This window comes from Amycolatopsis alkalitolerans, assembly GCF_006152065.1.
In the GTDB taxonomy this organism is placed as follows: Bacteria; Actinomycetota; Actinomycetes; order Mycobacteriales; family Pseudonocardiaceae; genus Amycolatopsis_E; species Amycolatopsis_E alkalitolerans.
The window spans coordinates 14,576-33,836 of record NZ_VDFW01000027.1; the positions used below are offsets into that span (position 1 = coordinate 14,576).

Consider the following 19,261-nt stretch of genomic DNA (forward strand, 5'->3'; position numbering starts at 1 on the left):
TACGGCTCGTTCGGCTGGTGGCCCCATCCCCGGACCGCCAACCGGACCGCCACTTTCCGTAGCGAATCCCTCGAAGTGAAGGCTCGACCAGGTTTACCCGGTTGCTCTCAGTAGCGCCACCTCATTAGGGAAACCATCACTCGTATGGAGCAGTGAATACTACGTGCTGTAGTTGGTTGGCCGACCGCCGTACTCACCGCACCGGGCGAGGTCGTGACCGCGAGGCTCGCGTTCTCCGCCGGGATTAGCCACAACCTCGCGCCCGGTCCGGTCACAGTGCGCTTCCGGCCCGATGGGAAACGAGCCGTCCCGCAAGCGCGGCCAAGACCGCTAAGCCGGGCGCGAACGGCGTCACGGACAGCCCAGATCGCGACGGAGAGTAATCGTTTCCTTGCTGGAAGAACGCGCGACAACCAGCCCTCAGACGGAGAATCGCGATGAACAGCCTCGGTGCATCCGAGCAGTGGGCTATTGCGGTCGGTTCAGCCAGAACTGCCGCAGATCACGCTGCGCGGCGTCCTCGTGGCCACGGCGGAACTCGCCCCCGCCCGGCACCGTGTGCTGGGCGTGTTCGCCTCGTGACCTACGGGGCAGCCGACCGGCGGGCTCGTCAGGTGCTCGCGGTGATACCCGGGATGCCTTTCAGTTCGCCCATGAGCATGCTCGTCACCTTGACCGGGTAGTCGTAGAGCGCGAAGACCGTCTCCTGCTGGCGGCCGATCAGCTTGAGCCGGACCGGGGTGTCGCCCTTGTGCGCCAGCAGGGTCTGCTTCAGCTCGCCCACCACGCTCTTGTCGAGCTTCTCGGCCGAGCAGTGCAACATCAGCGGCGGCTCGTCCTCGCCGTTGCCGATCTCCGACAGGTCGAGCGGGACCAGGCCGCCGCCGAAGACGGACATCTTGTCTTCGCGCCAGTTCACCCGGCCCTTGACCAGGACGGCATTGTCCTCGACCAGATCCGCCGAGAACATCGCGTACGACTTCGGGAAGAACAGCACCTCGAGCGAGGCGTCCATGTCCTCGACCGTGCAGATCGCCCAGGGCTCGCCCTTCTTGTTGACCCGGCGCTCGAGCGAGGTGATCAGGCCCGAGACGACCAGCTCGCCTTCCTTCGGCGGGTTGTCCAGGATCGCCGCGATCGGCTTGGGCGCGTGCTTGCGCAGGATGCGCTCGGCCCCGTCGAGCGGATGCGCCGACACGTACAGGCCCAGCATCTCCCGCTCGTAGGACAGCAGCTGCTTACGCGGCCACTCCTCCTCACCGAACTTCAGGTGCGCCAGCGGCGACGAGGAACTCGACGCGCCCTCGTCCTCATCACCCGCGCCGAACAGGTCGAACTGGCCCATCGCCTCCTGCCGCTTGAGCGGCACCACCGCTTCGACCGCGTCCTCGTGTACCTGGATCATCGACAGCCGCGTGTTGCCCAGCGAGTCGAACCCGCCCGCCTTGATCAGCGATTCCAGCACCCGCTTGTTGCAGGCCACCAGCTCGGCCTTGTCCAGGAAGTCGGTGAACGAGGAGTACTTGCCCTTCTCCTCGCGGGTCTTGATGATCGAATCGACGACGTTGGCGCCGACGTTGCGGACGGCACCCATCCCGAAGCGGATGGCGTCCCCGACCGCGGCGAAGCGCGGGCCCGACTCGTTCACGTCCGGCGGCAGCACCTTCACGCCGAGCCGGCGGCATTCGGACAGGTAGACGGCGGACTTGTCCTTGTTGTCGCCCACCGAGGTCAGCAGCGCGGCCATGTACTCCGCGGTGTAGTTCGCCTTCAGGTAAGCGGTCCAGTACCCGACCAGCGCGTAGCCCGCCGCGTGCGACTTGTTGAACGCGTACCCGGCGAACGGGAGGATCGTGTCCCACAGCGCCTTGATCGCGGCCTTCGAGAAGCCCTTCTCCTGCATACCGGCTTCGAAGCCCTCGTACTCCTTCTCAAGGACTTCCTTCTTCTTCTTGCCCATCGCCCGGCGCAGCACGTCCGCTCGGCCCATCGAATAGCCGGCGACCTTCTGCGCGATCTGCATGATCTGTTCCTGATACACGATCAGGCCATAGGTCTCGGACAGGATTTCCTGCAGCGGCTCTTCGAGCTCCGGATGGATCGGGGTGACCTCTTGCCGGCCGTTCTTGCGGTCGGCGTAGTTGTTGTGCGTGTTCATCGCCATCGGGCCCGGCCGGTACAGGGCGTTGACGGCGGCGATGTCGGCGAACTCGGTCGGCTGCATGCGGCGCAGCAGGTCTCGCATGGCGCCACCATCGAGCTGGAACACGCCCAGCGTGTCACCGCGGCCGAGCAGCTTGTACGTGTCCGGATCTTCGACGCCGAGCGTGTCGAGGTCGATGTCGACGCCGCGGTTGGCCTTGATGTTGTCGATCGCGTCACCGATGACGGTGAGGTTACGCAGGCCGAGGAAGTCCATCTTCAACAGGCCGATGGCCTCGCACGACGGGTAGTCCCAGCCGGTGATGATCGCCCCGTCGTCGCGCTGCCACAACGGGATGGCGTCCATCAGCGGTTCGCTGGACATGATGACCGCGCAGGCGTGCACACCGGCGTTGCGGATCAGGCCTTCGAGACCGCGCGCGGTGTCGAAGATCGTCTTGACCTCTTCGTCGGTCTCGACGAGCGTGCGCACCTCCGCCGCCTCGCCGAACCGTTCGTGCTGCGGGTCGACGATGCCCGAAAGCGGGATGTCCTTCGCCATGATCGGCGGCGGCAGCGCCTTCGAGATCCGGTCGGCGATCGAGTAGCCCGGCTGGCCGAAGTGGACGCGCGCGGAATCCTTGATCGCGGCCTTGGTTTTAATGGTGCCGAAGGTGATCACCTGGGCGACCTTGTCCGCGCCGTACTTCTCGGTGGCGTAGCGGATCATCTCGCCGCGGCGGCGGTCGTCGAAGTCGATGTCGATATCGGGCATCGACATGCGCTCGGGGTTGAGGAACCGCTCGAACAGCAGGCCGAGCGGGATCGGGTCGAGGTTGGTGATGCCCAGCGCGTACGCCACGAGTGCGCCCGCCGCCGAGCCACGGCCGGGGCCGACCCGGATGCCCACGCTGCGGGCGTAGTTGCACAGGTCGGCCACGACGAGGAAGTACGCCGGGAAGCCCTTCTGGGCGATGACGCCGAGTTCCATCTCCGCCCGCTCGACGTAGCCCTCGGGGATCCCGTCCGGGAAGCGCCACTTGAGGCCGTCGATGACCTGCTGGTGCAGCCAGGACTCCTCGGTGTGCCCTTCGGGGACTTCGAAGACCGGCATCCGGTCCTTGTGCGTGTACACCTCTTCGTAGGACTGGACACGCTCGGCGATCATCAGCGTGGTGTCCGCCGCGCCGGGCACCTCGGTGTCCCAGTACTCGCGCATATCGGCGGCCGACTTCAGGTAGTAGCCGTTACCGTCGAACTTGAACCGGTTCGGGTCATTGAGCGTCTTGCCCGACTGCACGCACAGCAACGCCGAATGCGAATCGGCCTGGTCTCTGGTGACGTAGTGCGAGTCATTGGTGGCCAGCGGCTTGAGGTCCAGTTGCCTGCCGATCTCCAGCAGGCCCTCCCGGACCGACCGTTCGATCGGCAGCCCGTGGTCCATCAGCTCGAGGAAGAAGTTGTCGGCGCCGAAGATGTCCTTGTAGTCCGACGCCGCCTGGATCGCCTCGGCCTTCTGCCCCAGCCGCAGCCGGGTCTGCACCTCGCCCGAGGGGCAGCCGGTGGTCGCGACGATGCCGGCCGCGTTCTCCGCGATCAGCTCGCGGTCCATCCGGGGCTTGCGGTAGTAGCCCTGGATACTCGCCAGCGACGAGAGCTTGAACAGGTTCCGCAGACCGGTCGCGTTCTCGGCGAGCATCGTCATATGCGTGTACGCGCCGCCACCGGAGACGTCGCCGCCCTCACCGAACTCGTCCGAACCGCGCTGGCTCGCCTGCCCCCAGAACACCGGCTTCTTCGTGAACCGCGACTCCGGCGCGATGTACGCCTCGATCCCGATGATGGGCTTGAGGCCGGCCTTGCGCGCTTCCTGGTAGAACTGGTCGGCCCCGTACATGTTGCCGTGGTCGGTCATCCCCACGGCCGGCATCTCCAGCCGCTTGGCCTCGGCGAACAGCGGAGCGATCTTCGCCGCACCGTCGAGCATCGAGTACTCGGTGTGCACATGCAGGTGAACGAAAGAATCGTTCGACACCGGCGAAAACCTCCCCGTGAACGGTACTGCGCGACCCTGGACGGCCAGCCTAGCTCGCGGCACCGACAGTTTCGCGGAGACGTGCCGGACGCCCGGGGAGCGACGTCCGGCACGCCAGGGTCAGCCGGTGTAGGACACGGTGAACCCGTCGCCGGAGGAGTTCGGGTTCGACGGGGTCGCGTAGTCGACGCCGTTCTGCCGCAGGATGATCTTCTCCGAGCTCACCAGGCCCGGGCCGGCGCTGTCGACCTTCAGGTTACGGAAGCCGAAGGTGGAGAAGTGCGCCACGGCCGACTGCGAGCCGCCGACGGTGGGGGCCTCCTGGACGAACTCCGCGGACTGGCCGGGGCCGGTGTAGGTCTTGGTGGCCGACCAGCTTTTGCCGGTGGTGTCGTCCGCGAGCGAAATAACCCAGGAGGATCCACTCGATTTCGCGACGGAAGCGGTGACGGAATCGCCTGCCTTGACCGTCACCCCCGGAATCGTCACGGAATAGTTGGGCAGGATTTCCCACCAGGCGGAATATTCCGCGTGCCCATTGACGTAATCCGATTCCGTACCGGTCTGGATGAGGTCCGAATTCCCGTCGCCGTCGATACCGACCCACGCCGAGGAATAGGTCGACGAACTGGTCGCGGACACCGAGGGAACCGTCCAGGTGGCGGTCGCGGAGGTGTAGCTGCCGCCGGTTTCGGCGTAACCGGACCAGTTCGACGAATAGGACACGTTTCCCTGGTGCGAGATGAAGTGGTCGGCCGCGTTCACCGACGCGGCGCCGGCGGGGAGGGCCGACACCGCGAGCGCGGCACCGGAAACGAGAGCGGTAAGGCGGGGAACCATTCTGACTCTCCTCACGGGATGGAGCGGGGAGGTACTTCCGAAAGGAATTCCTAACCAGCTGAACGCGCTCTCGGCAAGAATCCGACCGGGAGACCCTACTTTGGTCGGGGCACAAAAAGGACGAGATATCCGCTAGCGGGCACTAGTACAGTCGGTGATCATGCGAGACGAGGACGTGCTCCGGTACCGGGACGAGACGCCGGGGGCAGCCGGCGTGGCTCACTTCAACAACGCGGGTTCGGCACTGCCGCCCGCCGTCGTGGTCGACACCATGACCGAGTATCTGCGTGAAGAAGCGCTGACCGGTGGGTACGAGGCCGCGGCCGCGGCGGCTGACCGGGTCGACGCCGTGTACGGCTCCCTCGCGCGGCTGCTGGGCGCCGGCGTCGAGGACATCGCGGTCACCGACAACGCCACGCGCTCCTGGCAGGCGGTGTTCTACGCGATGCGGTTCGAGCCTGGGGACCGAATCCTGACCTGCCGTTCGGAGTACGCCAGCAACGCGATCGCGTACCTGCAGGTCGCGCGGCGCACGGGGGCGGTCGTCGAGGTGGTCGACGACGACGAGTCCGGCCAGGTGGACGTCGCCGATCTCGCACGCCGGATCGACGGGCGGGTCAAGCTCATCTCGATGACCCACGTGCCGACGCAGGGTGGGCTGGTCAACCCGGCCGAGCAGGTCGGCGCGGTCGCCGAGGAAGCCGGGATCCCGTTCCTGCTCGACGCGTGCCAGTCGGCGGGACAACTCGACCTCGACGTCCGGCGCCTGCGGTGCGACGCGCTGAGCGGCACCGGCCGCAAGTACCTGCGCGGCCCGCGGGGCACCGGCTTCCTGTACGTCCGCCCGCGCCTGCGCGAGCGGCTCGAGCCCGCGATGCTCGACCTGCACTCGGCGGCGTGGACCTCGCCGGAGACGTACGAGGTGGTGCCGACGGCCAAGCGCTTCGAGGTGTGGGAACGCAGCTACGCGCTCACGCTCGGGCTGGGTGCGGCCGTGGATTACGCGCTGGCCATCGGACTGCCCGCGATCGAGGAACGCGTGAGCGCGCTCGCCGCGCTGTTGCGGTCGGAACTGCGCGAGATCAAGGGCGTGACGGTGCGGGACCAGGGCGTGAAGCAGTGCGGGATCGTCACTTTCTCGTCCGACCGCCTACCGGCGGCGGAGATCAAGGCGCGGCTCGCCGAGGCGAAGATCAACACCTCGGTCAGCGGCGCCGGGTCGGCCCAGTACGACTTCACCGCCCGCGCCCTGCCCTCATTGGTCCGCGCCTCGGTCCACTACTACAACACCGAGTCCGAGATCCACCACCTCACCACCACCCTCACCCGCCTCCACCCCTGACCCCCACGCCGGGGGAGGGGTGGGCGGAGGGGTCAGGTGGTGGTGGCTGGGGTGGTTAGGACGCGGTCAGGGCCAAGGTCGCGGAGGGGGCCCACGATGTCGAAGGTGGCCGAGCACGGGAGGTCCGTGGCGGAGCGGCCGACGTGGACCTTGAAGCGGCCGGGTTCGACGATGCGCCGCAGGTCGAGGCCGGTGAAGCCGGTGCGGTCGGCGTGCAGCCCGAACGTGACCCGCTTGCTCTCCCCCGCCTCGAGCGCGACCCGCGCGAACCCGGCGAGCGCGAGCACCGGGCGGGTCACCTGCGCCTGCACGTCGTGCAGGTACAACTGCACCACCTCCGCACCCGCCCGGTCTCCGGCGTTCCGCACGGTGACCGAAATGGACACCGAACCGTCCGACGGGATTTCCGTGGCGCTCAAAGACAAGTCCGAATACTCGTACGTCGTGTACGAGATCCCGTGGCCGAACGGGAACAGCGGCGTCGGGTCCAGATTGGAGATTCCCTCGCTGTTCCCGCCGAGCGGCGGGTGCAGGTAGGTCCCGGGCGAACCGCCCGGCACCCGCGGCACCTGCACCGGCAGCCGGCCCGAAGGCGCGACCCGGCCGGACAGGATGCCCGCGAGCGCCGGGCCGCCTTCCTCGCCCGGCATGAACGCCTGGACCAGCGCCGCCGCACCGGCATGCCGCCCGAGCGCGTACGGCCGCCCGGAGACGACGACCACGATCACCGGGGTCGAGGTCGCCAGCACGGCGGCCACCAACTCGTCCTGCACCCCGGGCAGGCTCAGGTCTTCGGCGTCGCAGCCCTCACCCGAGGTGCCCTCGCCGAACAACCCGGCCCGGTCACCGACCACCACGATGCACACGTCCGCTTCGTCGGCCGCCGCAACAGCTTCCGCGAAACCGGAGCGATCCTCGTCGCGGATCGGGCAGCCCGCCTCCAGCGAGATCGACGCGCCGGGCAGCTCGGCGCGTAGCGAGTCCACAAGGGACGGTGCCTCGACGCCGATGCCGAACTCGGGGAAGCGCGGCAGCACGTGGTTCGGGTACGAGTAGCAGCCCATGAACGCCAGCGGATCGTCGGCACACGGCCCGACGACCGCGATCTTCCCGCCCCGCAACGGAAGCACGCGGTCATTGGCCAGCAGCACTACCGACTTCTCCGCGATCTCACGGGCGATCGCGCGGTTGCGCGGCGAGTCCAGATCGACCGCCTCCACCTTCGGTGCCCAGCCAGGATCGAGCAGGCCGAGCTCCGCCTTCTGCCGCAGCAGCCGATGCACCGACCGGTCCACAAGGGACTCCGGCACCTCGCCGGAACGCACCAGCTCGATGAGTTCCTTGCCGTAGCACAGGGTGTCGGGCAGCTCCACATCGATCCCGGCGGCCAGCGCCAGCGCGCCCGCACCGCCCACGCTGTCGGTGACGCGGTGCATGCTCTTGAGGAAGGCGATGGCCCAGTAGTCCGAGACAACGACGCCGTCGAAACCCCACTCGTCGCGCAGGACTCCCGTCAGCAGCGGAGTGTTCGCCGCGACCGGGACGCCGTCGAGGTCGACGTACGCGTTCATCACCGAGCGGGCCCCACCGTCGCGAATGGACATTTCGAACGGCGGCAGGATCACGTCGCGGAACTCGCGCGGCCCGATCGACACCGGCGCGTGGTTACGCGCGGCGCGCGACGCGGAATACCCGGCGAAATGTTTCAGCGTCGCCACGATCCCGGTCGTCTCCAGGCCGCGGACGTAGGCCGAGCCCATCATGCCGACCAGGTAAGGATCCTCGCCGAGGGTCTCCTCCACGCGGCCCCACCGGTAGTCGCGCACCACATCGAGCACCGGCGAAAGCCCCTGGTGTACCCCGACCGCGCGGATGTCCTCCGCGATCGCGGTGGACATCCGTTCCACCAGCGCGGGTTCGAAGGTCGCCGCCCACGCCAGCGGGGACGGGTACACCGTCGCGCCGAGCGTGGTGAACCCGGTCAGGCATTCCTCGTGCACGATCGCGGGCACCCCGAGCCGCGTCTCGTCGATGATTTCCCGCTGCAGGGCGGCAACGCGTTCGGCGCCCTCGGCCGCGGTGACCGGCGCGGTGCCGAAAACCCTGGTCAGATGCCCGATCCCGGCCGCCCGAACCTGCTCGAACGGCACCCCGCCACGCGCGAAGACGTCCTGCATCGGCGCGACGTTGGCGTTGAGCTGCTCGTTGCCCGGCCACGCGCTGCCGAGTTGCGCCACCTTCTCCTCGATGGTCATCTCGGCGCGCAACGCATTGGCGCGCTCGTCAGGGGAAAGCGAGGTGTCCTGCCAGCGGGTCATCGTGCTCCTTGTTCGGAAATCGGGGCCGTCGAGCCGCGCACCACGAGGTTCGTCGCGAGCTCGACATGGTGGGAGTCCAGGGATTCGCCGTCGGCGAGCCGCAGCAGCGTGCGCAACGCGACGCGGCCCATGTCCTGCAACGGCTGGCGGACGGTGGTCAGCGCCGGGGTGGCCCGCTCCGCGAGCACGGTGTCGTCGAAGCCGATCACGCTCAGGTCCTCGGGCACGCGCAGGCCGCGGCGGCGTGCCGCCTCCATCACGCCGAGCGCGGCGGCGTCGTTGCCGGCGAAGATCGCGGTCGGCGGGTTGTCCGCGGCGAGCAGGCGGGTGCCCATCTCGAGGCCGTCGCCGTACTCGAAACCGCCGTGCAGCACCAGATCCGGATCCGCGACGCAGCCGGCGTTCTCCAGCGCGGCGCGATAACCGTGAAGCCGGGCCTGGCTGCACGACGCGCCCGGGGGGCCGCCCGCGTACGCGATCCGCCGGTGGCCGAGGCTCAGCAGATGTTCGGCCGCGGTCAGACCACCGGACCAGTTCGTCGCGCCGACGCTGGTCACCTCGACGCGCGGCAGGTTGAGCGGGTCGATCACGACGAGCGACAACCCGGCCCGCCCGAAGCCCTCCACCTGGGCGAGACTCAGCTCGGACGTGACGACGATGAGGCCCTCGCGGCCACTGCTCTTGAGCCGCTGCGCCCAGCTGTCCTCCGGTGTGAACGGCCCGGTTCCGGCCGGCTCGGGCACCCGGCCGACCACCACGTCCACCCCGATCTCCGCGCCGGCTTCCGTTACGCCACGCAAGATTTCGAGCGAGTACGTGCTGCGCAGATCGTCGAACACGAGGTCCACGACACGCGAGGGCGCCACCGTGCGGCGGCCGGTCTGCGGGATGTACCCGAACTCGCGCAGGGCCTCTTCGACGCGGGCCCTGGTCGCGTCGGACACGTCGCCGCGCCCGTTGAGCACCTTGGAGGCCGTCGGCAGCGACACCCCCGCGGCGTCGGCCACCATCGCCAGCGTCGCCCGCTTGCTCGAACGGACCGCCACGCTTACCTCCTATCGGAAAATTTCGGCTCACTCTAACGCCGGAGTTTCCATTACGCCAGCCCCTTGACGGGGAGCACGGAGCGTCCTAAGTTCCGTGCCACACCATAGTGTTTCCGAAACTTTTCGGAACCTTCGATGGGGAAGGCACGACGATGACACTGGGCAAGCGCAGAACGGCGCTGATGGCGGCCGGGGTGGCCGCACTCCTGAGCTTCACGGCGGCCTGCGGCAGCAGCGGTCCGTCGAGTGCCGGCGGCGGTGTCACCGCATGGGCGCTGACCGGCGGTGACGAGCAGACCTTCCGCACCTCCTTCCAGGACGACAAGGTCGACGGGCAGTTCTTCGGCAACGACGCCTACAAGCAGAAGATCCGCTCAGCCGTCGGCGCCGGCCAGGCGCCTTCATTGCTGTTCAGCTGGGGCAACGGCGGCATGCTCAAATCCTGGGTGGACGCCGGGAAGGTCATGGACCTCACCCCGGAGGTGCAGAAGGACCCGACGCTGACCAGCCGGTACCTGCCCTCGGTCGCGCGGACCGGCGTGATCGACGGCAAGACCTACGCGGTGCCGAACAACGGTATGCAACCGGTCGTGCTGTTCTACAACAAGGACCTGTTCAACAAGATCGGCGCGCAGCCGCCGAAGACCTGGGACGATCTGATGGCCCTCGTGCCGAAGTTCAACCAGGCCGGCATCGCCCCGTTCGCGATGGGCGGGCAGAGCAAATGGCCGCAGCTGATGTGGGAGGAATACCTGGTCGACCGCATCGGCGGGCCCGGGGTGTTCAACGCGATCGCGGCCAACAGGCCGAACGCTTGGTCGGATCCCGCGGTGATCCAGGCGAACACCATGATCCAGCAACTCGTCGACGCCGACGGGTTCGTCAAGGGCTTCAACTCGATCGCCACCGACTCGAACGCCGACACCGCGCTGCTGTTCACCGGCAAGGCCGCGATGTACCTGATGGGCTCGTGGGCGTTCCCCACCATCAAGCAGGCCGACGCGCAGTTCATCTCCGGCGGCAAGCTCGGCTACACGACCTTCCCCACCGTCGCGGGCGGAAAGGGCGCACCGGCGGACATCGTGGGCAACCCGGCCAACTACTGGTCGATCTCGGCCACGGCCGGCGACCAGCAGAAGCAGGCCGCGGTGCAGTACCTGCGCACCGGGGTCATGAACGACTCCTATGTGGACAGCCTGCTGGCCAACGGTTCCGTGCCGCCGGTCAACGGGATCGAGGCGAAACTCGCCAAGGCGCAGGACCCGCAGTATCTGTCCTATGTGTACAACATGGCGAGCAAGGCGCCGAACTTCCAGCTCTCCTGGGACCAGGCCCTCTCGCCGGGGCAGGCCGACACGCTGCTGAACAACCTCGGTCAGCTGTTCCTCAAGCAGATCACGCCGGAGCAGTTCTCCGCCACCATGAACGCGACGATCGGCAAGTGATGGAAGCTCCCACGATCGCCTCCGAGCGGGCCGATCTCCGGTCGGAGGCCGTGCGGAAGCCCGGTGCGGGAAACCCCCGCACCGGGCCCAGCCCGCTGATGGCCGTCCCCGCGCTGGTGTTCTTCGCGGTGTTCGCCCTGCTGCCGCTCGGCGGGGTCGTGGTGCTGAGCCTCATGCGCTGGGACAGCATCGGCGACCCCAGCTGGATCGGGCTCACCAACTGGGCGAGTGCGCTGGGCGACCCGGCGACCTACCACGCGATCTGGCTGAGCGTGCAGGTGATGGTGTTCAGCTGGCTCTTCCAGACACCGGTTTCGTTGCTGCTCGGCGTGTTCATCGCCGGGCGCGGCCGGTACCGGGCGGTACTGGGGGTGCTGTACTTCCTGCCGCTGCTGCTGTCCGCGGCGGCGATCGCGATCGCCTTCAAAGCCTTGCTGGATCCCAACTTCGGGCTGAGCCGCGCGTTCGGGATCAACGCGCTTTCGCAGGATTGGCTCGGCGACCCGAAACTCGCGCTGTACATGGTGATCTTCGTGATCGGCTGGCAGTTCGTCCCGTTCCACACGTTGCTGTACCAGGCCGGTGTGCGGCAGATCCCGCGTCAGCTGTACGAGGCCTCGGAGATCGACGGCGCCGGCCGGGTACGGCAGTTCTTCTCGATCACGTTGCCGCAGTTGCGGTACACGATCGTCACATCCTCGACGCTGATGCTGGTCGGCTCGCTGACCTACTTCGACCTCGTGTTCGTGCTCACCGGCGGCGGGCCGGGCGACGCGACCAGGTTCCTGCCGCTGGACATGTACCTCAAGGGCTTCTCGGCCAACGACATGGGCCGCGCGAGCACTCTCGCGGTGCTGCTCGTGGTCGCCGGTCTCGCGCTCTCACTGGGGCTGGCCCGGCTCGCCGGGTTCGGCCGCGGTAGCCAGTTGGAGGGAGCCTGATGCGCGCCCGTCCCAATGTGCCGGCCGGGATCGCCGGGTTCGTCTGGCTGGTCGTCGTGCTGGTGCCGGTGTACTACATCGTCGTCACGAGCCTGCGAAACCAGCAGGGGTTCTACGACGCCAACCCGCTCGGCATCCCGTCGCCCCCGACGCTCGGGAATTACCAGCTGGTGCTGGAAAACGACTTCCTCCGTTACTTCCTCAACAGCGCGATCGTCACGCTCGGCACCGTCGCGATCACCGTCGCGGTCTCGCTGATGGCCGCCTATTTCGTGGTGCGCGGCCGGACCCGGTTCGCCGGGCTGACCTACAAGGCGTTCCTGCTGGGCCTGGCGATCCCGTTGCAGGCCACGATCATCCCGATCTATTACCTGATCACCCGGGCGCGTATGTACGACACGCTGCTCGCGGTGATCCTGCCGTCGGTGGCGTTCGCGATCCCGCTGTCGGTGATCATCCTCGCCAACTTCCTGCGCGACGTGCCGAACGAGCTGTTCGAGTCGATGCGGATGGACGGTGCCGGGCACTGGCGGATGCTGGTGAGCCTGGTGCTGCCACTGGTCAAGCCGGCCATCGTGACGGTGGCTGTCTACGACGGGCTCAACGTGTGGAACGGGTTCCTCTTCCCGCTGATCCTCACGCAGAGCTCGGACCAGCGTGTGCTGCCCATGGCATTGTGGGCATTCCAGGGTCAGTTCCGGGTCAACATCCCGGCGGTGCTCGCCGCCGTGCTGCTGTCGACGCTGCCGGTCCTGGCGCTGTACATCCTCGGCCGCCGCCAGCTCGTGACCGGGCTGACCGCGGGTTTCGGTAAGTGAGTTAGGAGACGAAATGCCGGATTTCACCCCTACCCGTGAGGACAGGTTCTCGTTCGGGTTGTGGACCGTCGGCTGGCAGGGGGTGGACGTCTTCGGCGGTGCGGCACGACCGGCGATGGAGCCGGCCGAAGCCGTACACCGGCTGTCGGACCTGGGTGCGTACGGCATCACCTTCCACGACAACGACGTGATCCCGTTCGGTTCGTCGGCCGCCGAGAAGGAGGCGGCGCTCAAGCCGCTGCGGGAGGCGCTCGCGACCACCGGCATCCAGGTGCCGATGCTCACCACGAACCTGTTCTCGCACGCGGTGTTCCGCGACGGCGGCTTCACCAACAACGACCGCGACGTGCGCCGGTTCGCGCTGCGCAAGGTGCTGGACAACCTGGACCTGGCCGCCGAACTGGGCGCGCGGACGTTCGTGTGCTGGGGCGGCCGCGAGGGCGCCGAGTCGGGTGCCGCGAAGGACGTCAAGGCCGCGCTGGACCGGTACAAGGAAGCCGTCGACACGATGACGCAGTACATCGTCGACTCCGGCCACGAACTGCGCGTCGCGATCGAACCGAAGCCGAACGAGCCGCGCGGTGACATCCTGCTGCCCACGATCGGGCACGCGCTCGCGTTCATCAACGAGCTGGACCGGCCCGAAATGGTCGGGCTCAACCCCGAGGTCGGGCACGAGGAGATGGCCGGTCTCAACTACGCGCACGGGCTCGCGCAGGCGCTGTGGCACGGCAAGCTGTTCCACATCGACCTCAACGGCCAGCACGGTCCGCGGTTCGACCAGGACCTGCGTTTCGGCGCCGGGAACGCGCGTGGCGCGTTCTGGACCGTGGACATCGTGGAGAACGGCGGGTACGACGGGCCGCGGCACTTCGACTTCAAACCGCCGCGCACCGAGGACTTCGACGGCGTCTGGGTCTCGGCCGCCGGCTGTATGCGCAACTACCTGATCCTGCGGGAGAAGGTGCGCGCGTTCCGGGCGGACCCGGAGGTGCGGGCGGCGCTGTCGGCGGCCCGGGTGGACGAGCTCTCGCAGCCGACGCTCACCGCGGGTGAGAGCCTGGAAGCGTTCCGTGCGGAGGAGTTCGACCCGGAGGCCGCCGCGAAGCGAGGTATGGCGTTCGAGCACCTCGACCAACTCGCCCTCGAACACCTCTACGGCGTCCGCTGACCGGCCGCTTGGCTCTCGCGCAGCATCTGCGTGGTGGTGAAGGGAAACACGAAGGCGCACCGCGCCCTCATCGGCCACGAAACTGCGCCAGCACGCCTGGCAGGAATCCCGTGAGTGCCCTCGGCCCGGCGAGGCCGATTCCGCGAGATGGAAGATCAGTGGACGGAGAGCGCATGCCCCTTCGCCGACGGTGCGCCGAGCGCCCGGGAAATCGCCCGCGCGGTCGCCTTGATCACCGGGAACAGCGCCCGCGGTTCGCATTCGTCGATGTGCACGACCAGGCCCAGCGCGGCGACCACCTCGTCGCCGGGGCCCCGGATCGGCGCCGCGATCGCCACCCCTTCCAGGGTGATCTGCTCCTCCGCGACGGCTATGCCGGTGTGGCGCACGTCCGCCAGCGTGCGGCGCAGCTCGTTCGGATCGGTCACGGTCTTCGGCGTGTACCGCTTGAGCGGGCCGTGCAGCACGCTCTCCTGCACCTCCGGCGACGCGTAGGCCAGCAGGACGAGACCGGTACCGGCCACCTGGAGCGGCCAGCGCTGCCCCAGCCTGCTCAACACCGTCACCGCCCCCCGGGCGCGCAGGGTTTCGACGTACACGACTTCGGAGCCGTCGCGCACCGCGAGGTGAACGTGTGCGCGGGTGGAGTGGAAGAGGTCCTCGAGATAGGGCTGCGCGAGTTCGCGCAGCTCCAGACCGCGCGGGGCGAGCGCGGCCAGTTCGAGCAGGTGCAGGCCGATCCGGTACCGGCCGTCGGTGTCACGCTCCAGCGCGCCCCAGTTCATCAGTTCCCCGGTCAGCCGGTGCGCGGTGGTCAGCGAAAGCCCGGCGCGGCGGCTGATCTCGCTCAGGGTGAGGCTGCTGCGGCCGGGCGCGAACGCATCGAGCACGGCGAGAAGTCGTCCGGCTGCGGTCATGGGCGTGGGCGCGGGCGACAGTACCCTCTCCATGGCGGCTCCTCAGGTCGACGATGACCGGAACATGGCCAGGCTACCGCGATTCACGCCCATCTCAATCCCCGTTGATCACGGTTCAGTAGCGGTACCCGCGTCGGGCGTTCCGGTCCCAGAACGCCCAACGCGGGTGCGCGAGATTCGCCTTACTTGCCCAGCCAGGCGGTCACCTTCGCCTGGTTGGCGTCGACCCACTTCTTCGCGGCCGCGTCCGGGCTCATCTTTTCCTCGGCGATCCAGCGGGCGACCGTGTTCTGGTCCTCGTTGGTCCACTGGAACTTCTGCACGAGCTGGTACGCCGGCCCGTCGGCGTCCGCGAACTTCTTGCTCGCGATCTTGTCCAGGTCGTAGTTCGGGTAGTCGCAGGCGACCTTCTGCGGATCCGAATCGCAACCTGGCGTGTTCGGGGGCAGGTTCACCTTCACCAGCGGCACTTCCGACAGCAGCCACTGCGGTGAGTAGAAGTACCCGATCAACGGCGTCTTCTGCTGTTCGGCCTGCTTGAAAGCCTGGATCAGCGCCGTTTCACTGCCCGCGTAGACGACCTTGTAGTTCAGGTTCAGGTTCTTCACCAGCGCCTCGTCGTTCGTCACGAAGGACGGGTCGCCATCGAGCAGTTGCCCCTTGCCTTCCGACTCCGAGGTCTTGAACATGTCCGCGTACTTGTTGAGGTTGTGCCAGTCCAGCACGTCCGGATGCGCCTTCGCGAGCCACGGCGGGACGTACCAGCCGATCTGCCCCTTCACGCCGGTGGAACCGGCCTCCACAGCCGTCTTCTGCTCGGTGATGTACTTCTTCTTGAGATCGTCGTGCCCCCAGTTCTCCAGGATCACGTCGACCTCGCCAGTACCGAATCCCTGCCAGGAAACCTCTTCCTTCAGGTCCTTTTTGGTCACGTGGCAGCCGAGATCGTGCTCGGCGACATACGCGACGACGGCCGCGTTCGCCTCGTAGCCCACCCACGGGTTGACCGCGATGTTGAAATCACCGCATTTCCCGCCACCGGAGCCGCTCGCATTCGAATCCCCGACCTTCGCGCCACCGCAGGCGGTCAGCAGGAGCGCCGCACACGCGAGCGCCGCACCACCCAGCCATTTCGTTCGTGCCACTGGTAAAAATCCTCCTTGTTGTCAGGCGGAACGCCGTGCCGCCGCCTGTGTCAGACGGTCGAGCAGGACGCCGAGCAGGACGATGGCCAGCCCCGCCGCGAGCCCCTTTCCGTAGAGTTGTCCCTGCGAGAAACCGGCGACCACGTCGTAACCGAGCGCGCCGGCGCCGACCAGCCCGCCGACCACGACCATCGACAGGACGTAGATGAGGCCCTGGTTGGTGGCGAGCGTGAGCGCGCGCTTCGCCATCGGCAACTGGACCTTCGTGATCGTCTGCCACGCGCTCGAACCCGACGCGAGCGACGCCTCGACCGTCGTCGCCGAAACGCCGCGCACCCCGTCCGCGGTGATCTTGATCGCCGGCGGGGCGGCATAGACGATCGCGGCGACGATGGCCGTGAACCGGGTCGCCGAGAACAACGCCAGGAACGGCACCAGGTAGACGAACGGGGGCATGACCTGACCGGCGTCGAGCAGTGGCCGCAGCACGCGGTCCACCCGCTCGCTGCGCCCCATCCACACGCCGATCACGACCCCGAGCAGCATCACGATCACGGTGGCGACCAAAGTGGACGCGAGCGTGATCATGCTGTCCTGCCACAGCCCGGTCCCGATGATCAGGCCGAGGCAGACCGCCGAGACGATCGCCGCCCGCAAACCCCCGAGCACCACCGAAAGCGCCACGACCACCGCGCCGATGAGCCACCACGGCGACTCGGACAGCAGCGACTGCAACGGATCGATCAGCACCAGCGTCACCCCGTCCTTGATCGCGTTGGTGACGGGCGCGAGGTTGAGCTGGATCCAGTCGGTCGCGTCGCTCACCGCTTTCGCGATGGCGGAGCCGATTTCGACGTCGGGGAACTCGGCGGCCCAGACGTAGGTGTAGGACAGGTACGCGCACACGAGCGCCCCGGCGCCACCGGCCGCGAGCAACCATCGTGGCGTGTGGCGCTTCTTCGCACTCGCCGCGGCGGTGGTGATGCGGTCGAGCACGATCGCCATCACCACGATCGCGAGCCCGGCGTTGAAAGCCGTGCCGACATCGAGCGTCTGCAGCGCCTGGACCACCGTCTTGCCGAGGCCGGGCGCGTCGATCAGCGCGGCGATCGTGACCATCGACAACGCGGCCATCATCGTCTGGTTGATCCCGAGCACGATGGTGCGCTTCGCCGAGGGCAGCAGCACTTTCGTCAGCGTCTGCCAGGCCGTCGAGCCCAGGGAATCGCTGGCCTCGACGGTTTCACGCTGCACCGACCGGATGCCGTGCGCGGTGAGCCGGATCGCCGGCGGTGCGGCGTAGATCAGCGTCGCGATGGTCGCCGAAGCCGGTCCGATCAGGAAGAACAGCGTCAGCGGCGCGAGGTAGACGAACGTCGGCATGGTCTGCATGAAGTCCAGCACCGGCGTGATGAACCGCTGGAACCGGTCCGACAGCCCGGCCCAGATGCCCAGCGGAATACCGAACAGCAGCGCGATGATCACGGCGCTCAGCGTCAGCGCGAGCGTGTCCATGCTCTCCTGCCAGAGCCCCTGCAGGCCGAGGAAGAAGAACCCGGCCGCGGCGAGCAGCCCGGCTCGCCAGTGGCCGGCCGCGACCGCGATCCAGGTGATCACCGCGACCACGCCGAGCCAGCCCAGCAGCGGCACCGGCCGGTCAAAGGCGGGCTGCGCGATGAGGGACTGGACGAAGGTCGCGAACTCGCTCACGACGAGCCGGATCTCGTTGAAGAAGTACAGGAAAACCGGGTTGGAGTCGCGGTTCGCGCCGATCGTGTCGTTGACTTCGTTGAGCCACCGGTGCAGCCCGGTGAGCTGGGCCGCACCGAGAGAAAGCGTTTGCAGGCCACGCAGGACGAACCAGAGCACCAGCCACGCCACGAGAATCCCCGCGACGAGCACACCTTTTCCCGGCCTGCGCGCGGAAGGCCGCGCGAGTGAGACGGCGGCCATCACGCGTCGCGCTCTTCGCCGGCGATGACGGATAGGATCTCTTCGTCACCCACGATGCCGATCAGCTCACCGTCCCGTACCACGCGGACCGGCTTTTCGGCGGCGAGCACGGCCCTCGTCGCGTCGCGGACGAGCACTTCGGGCGCCAGTTCCGGCCCGTCGAGCGCGTCCCCGGACCGCGGCGGGCGCATGATCCATTTCAGCGTGAGCACATCCGCACGGGGCACGTCGCGGACGAAGTCCCGCACGTAGTCGTCCGCCGGCGCGCCGACCAGTTCGTCGCCGGTGCCGAGTTGCACCGTCTCGCCGTCGCGCATGATGAGGATGCGATCGCCGAGTTTGAGCGCCTCGTTGAGGTCGTGGGTGATGAACACCATGGTCTTGCCGACCTCGCGGTGCAGCCGGATGACCTCGTTCTGCATGTCGCGGCGGATCAGCGGGTCCAGTGCGGAAAACGGCTCGTCGAACAGCATCACGTCCGGGTCGACGGCGAGCGCCCGCGCGAGCCCGACGCGCTGCTGCATACCGCCGGAGAGCTGGTCCGGGTACGACTTCTCGTAGCCGGAAAGCCCGACGAGTTCGATCACCTCGCCGGCGCGCCGCAGCCGTTCGGACTTCTTCACGCCGCGGATCTCCAGCCCGTAGGCCACGTTCTCATCGACGCGCCGGTGCGGCAGCAAGCCGAAGTGCTGGAACACCATCGAGAACTTGCCCCGTCGCAGCTCGCGCAGCCTCTTCGCATCCGCGGCGCGGATGTCCTCGCCCTCGAACACGATTCCGCCGGCCGTCGGCTCCACGAGCCTGGTCAGGCAGCGGACCAAAGTGGACTTTCCCGAGCCGGAAAGCCCCATCACCACGAAGACTTCGCCCGGTGCGACGTCGAATCCGACGTCACGGACCGCGGTCACGCACCCGGTCCGGTCCATGATCTCGCGGCGGGAAAGCCCGTGCAGTTCGGCCGAGCCGGGAATGCGATCGGACTTCGGACCGAACACCTTCCACAGCCCCGAGACCGAGATGACGGGCTCCGTACTGACCGCTGCCCCGGTATTGAGCTCGTGGATCGGTACCGCCACGATCCCCCTTTCTCATTGTTGCGCAATACGCAACGCCCGGTTCTGTTCCGGAGACAGGATGTGTTGCCGATC

General features: G+C 67.8%; 13 protein-coding genes. 5 read left to right on the plus strand and 8 right to left on the minus strand.

Going from position 1 to position 19,261, the window contains the following annotated elements:
- Positions 1-610: 610 nt before the first annotated feature.
- Together dnaE and FG385_RS25405 are read right to left on the minus strand one after the other, a co-directional pair.
- On the minus strand, positions 611-4,177 hold the full coding sequence (dnaE, locus tag FG385_RS25400; protein ID WP_139099312.1) for a DNA polymerase III subunit alpha: 3,567 nt from the start codon (positions 4,175-4,177) through the stop codon (positions 611-613).
- Positions 4,178-4,297: 120 nt separating this feature from the next.
- Entirely contained in the window at positions 4,298-5,017 is a 720-nt protein-coding gene (locus tag FG385_RS25405; protein ID WP_139099313.1) for a G1 family glutamic endopeptidase, read from the minus strand.
- Between the two features lie 160 nt (positions 5,018-5,177).
- Between FG385_RS25405 and FG385_RS25410 the strand changes: the two genes are divergently transcribed.
- Positions 5,178-6,359, plus strand: coding sequence for an aminotransferase class V-fold PLP-dependent enzyme (locus FG385_RS25410; RefSeq protein WP_139099314.1), 1,182 nt, complete (start codon positions 5,178-5,180; stop codon positions 6,357-6,359).
- A 32-nt stretch (positions 6,360-6,391) separates the two neighbouring features.
- On the opposite strand, the gene FG385_RS25415 is transcribed toward FG385_RS25410, so the two are convergent.
- Both FG385_RS25415 and FG385_RS25420 read right to left on the minus strand, forming a co-directional pair.
- Positions 6,392-8,677, minus strand: a complete 2,286-nt coding sequence (locus tag FG385_RS25415) for a beta-xylosidase/alpha-l-arabinosidase (protein ID WP_139099315.1) — start codon at positions 8,675-8,677, stop codon at positions 6,392-6,394.
- Positions 8,674-9,687: a LacI family DNA-binding transcriptional regulator gene (locus tag FG385_RS25420; protein ID WP_139099375.1), complete on the minus strand. Its 1,014-nt coding sequence runs from the start codon at positions 9,685-9,687 to the stop codon at positions 8,674-8,676. Before FG385_RS25420 ends, FG385_RS25415 begins: the two co-directional genes overlap by 4 nt.
- 188 nt (positions 9,688-9,875) lie before the next feature.
- On the opposite strand from FG385_RS25420, the gene FG385_RS25425 reads away from it, so the two are divergent.
- From FG385_RS25425 to xylA, 4 genes are read left to right on the plus strand one after another with little or no spacing between them, the layout of a single operon-like run.
- Complete coding sequence (locus tag FG385_RS25425) at positions 9,876-11,168, plus strand: extracellular solute-binding protein (protein ID WP_139099316.1); 1,293 nt, start codon at positions 9,876-9,878, stop codon at positions 11,166-11,168.
- Positions 11,168-12,109 (plus strand): carbohydrate ABC transporter permease, encoded by a 942-nt coding sequence (locus FG385_RS25430; protein ID WP_139099376.1) that lies wholly within the window; start codon positions 11,168-11,170, stop codon positions 12,107-12,109. Before FG385_RS25425 ends, FG385_RS25430 begins: the two co-directional genes overlap by 1 nt.
- The gene (locus FG385_RS25435) at positions 12,109-12,927 is read left to right on the plus strand and encodes a carbohydrate ABC transporter permease (RefSeq protein ID WP_139099317.1); all 819 of its coding nucleotides are present in this window, start codon (positions 12,109-12,111) and stop codon (positions 12,925-12,927) included. Before FG385_RS25430 ends, FG385_RS25435 begins: the two co-directional genes overlap by 1 nt.
- A 13-nt stretch (positions 12,928-12,940) precedes the next feature.
- Positions 12,941-14,098 carry a xylose isomerase gene (gene xylA / locus FG385_RS25440; RefSeq protein ID WP_139099318.1) on the plus strand — a complete coding sequence of 386 codons (1,158 nt, stop codon included), beginning with the start codon at positions 12,941-12,943 and terminating at the stop codon, positions 14,096-14,098.
- Between the two features lie 155 nt (positions 14,099-14,253).
- On the opposite strand, the gene FG385_RS25445 is transcribed toward xylA, so the two are convergent.
- The 4 genes from FG385_RS25445 to FG385_RS25460 form a co-directional block, all read right to left on the minus strand.
- Entirely contained in the window at positions 14,254-15,015 is a 762-nt protein-coding gene (locus FG385_RS25445) for an IclR family transcriptional regulator (protein WP_139099377.1), read from the minus strand.
- A gap of 182 nt (positions 15,016-15,197) precedes the next feature.
- Positions 15,198-16,160 carry an ABC transporter substrate-binding protein gene (locus FG385_RS25450; RefSeq protein WP_139099319.1) on the minus strand — a complete coding sequence of 321 codons (963 nt, stop codon included), beginning with the start codon at positions 16,158-16,160 and terminating at the stop codon, positions 15,198-15,200.
- Positions 16,161-16,181: 21 nt separating this feature from the next.
- Positions 16,182-18,113 (minus strand): ABC transporter permease, encoded by a 1,932-nt coding sequence (locus FG385_RS25455; RefSeq protein ID WP_139099320.1) that lies wholly within the window; start codon positions 18,111-18,113, stop codon positions 16,182-16,184.
- Positions 18,113-19,189, minus strand: coding sequence for a quaternary amine ABC transporter ATP-binding protein (locus FG385_RS25460; protein WP_235022787.1), 1,077 nt, complete (start codon positions 19,187-19,189; stop codon positions 18,113-18,115). Before FG385_RS25460 ends, FG385_RS25455 begins: the two co-directional genes overlap by 1 nt.
- Between the last annotated feature and the right edge of the window lie 72 nt (positions 19,190-19,261).

Bases quoted from the DNA above. Each gene is read 5' to 3' on its own strand.
- FG385_RS25455 (WP_139099320.1), bottom strand. From the start codon at position 18,113: ATGGCCGCCGTCTCACTCGCGCGGCCTTCCGCGCGCAGGCCGGGAAAA.
- FG385_RS25445 (WP_139099377.1), bottom strand. From the start codon at position 15,015: ATGACCGCAGCCGGACGACTTCTCGCCGTGCTCGATGCGTTCGCGCCC.
- FG385_RS25405 (WP_139099313.1), bottom strand. From the start codon at position 5,017: ATGGTTCCCCGCCTTACCGCTCTCGTTTCCGGTGCCGCGCTCGCGGTG.
- FG385_RS25420 (WP_139099375.1), bottom strand. From the start codon at position 9,687: ATGGTGGCCGACGCCGCGGGGGTGTCGCTGCCGACGGCCTCCAAGGTG.
- FG385_RS25415 (WP_139099315.1), bottom strand. From the start codon at position 8,677: ATGACCCGCTGGCAGGACACCTCGCTTTCCCCTGACGAGCGCGCCAAT.
- FG385_RS25430 (WP_139099376.1), top strand. From the start codon at position 11,168: ATGGAAGCTCCCACGATCGCCTCCGAGCGGGCCGATCTCCGGTCGGAG.
- FG385_RS25410 (WP_139099314.1), top strand. From the start codon at position 5,178: ATGCGAGACGAGGACGTGCTCCGGTACCGGGACGAGACGCCGGGGGCA.
- xylA (WP_139099318.1), top strand. From the start codon at position 12,941: ATGCCGGATTTCACCCCTACCCGTGAGGACAGGTTCTCGTTCGGGTTG.
- FG385_RS25425 (WP_139099316.1), top strand. From the start codon at position 9,876: ATGACACTGGGCAAGCGCAGAACGGCGCTGATGGCGGCCGGGGTGGCC.
- FG385_RS25435 (WP_139099317.1), top strand. From the start codon at position 12,109: ATGCGCGCCCGTCCCAATGTGCCGGCCGGGATCGCCGGGTTCGTCTGG.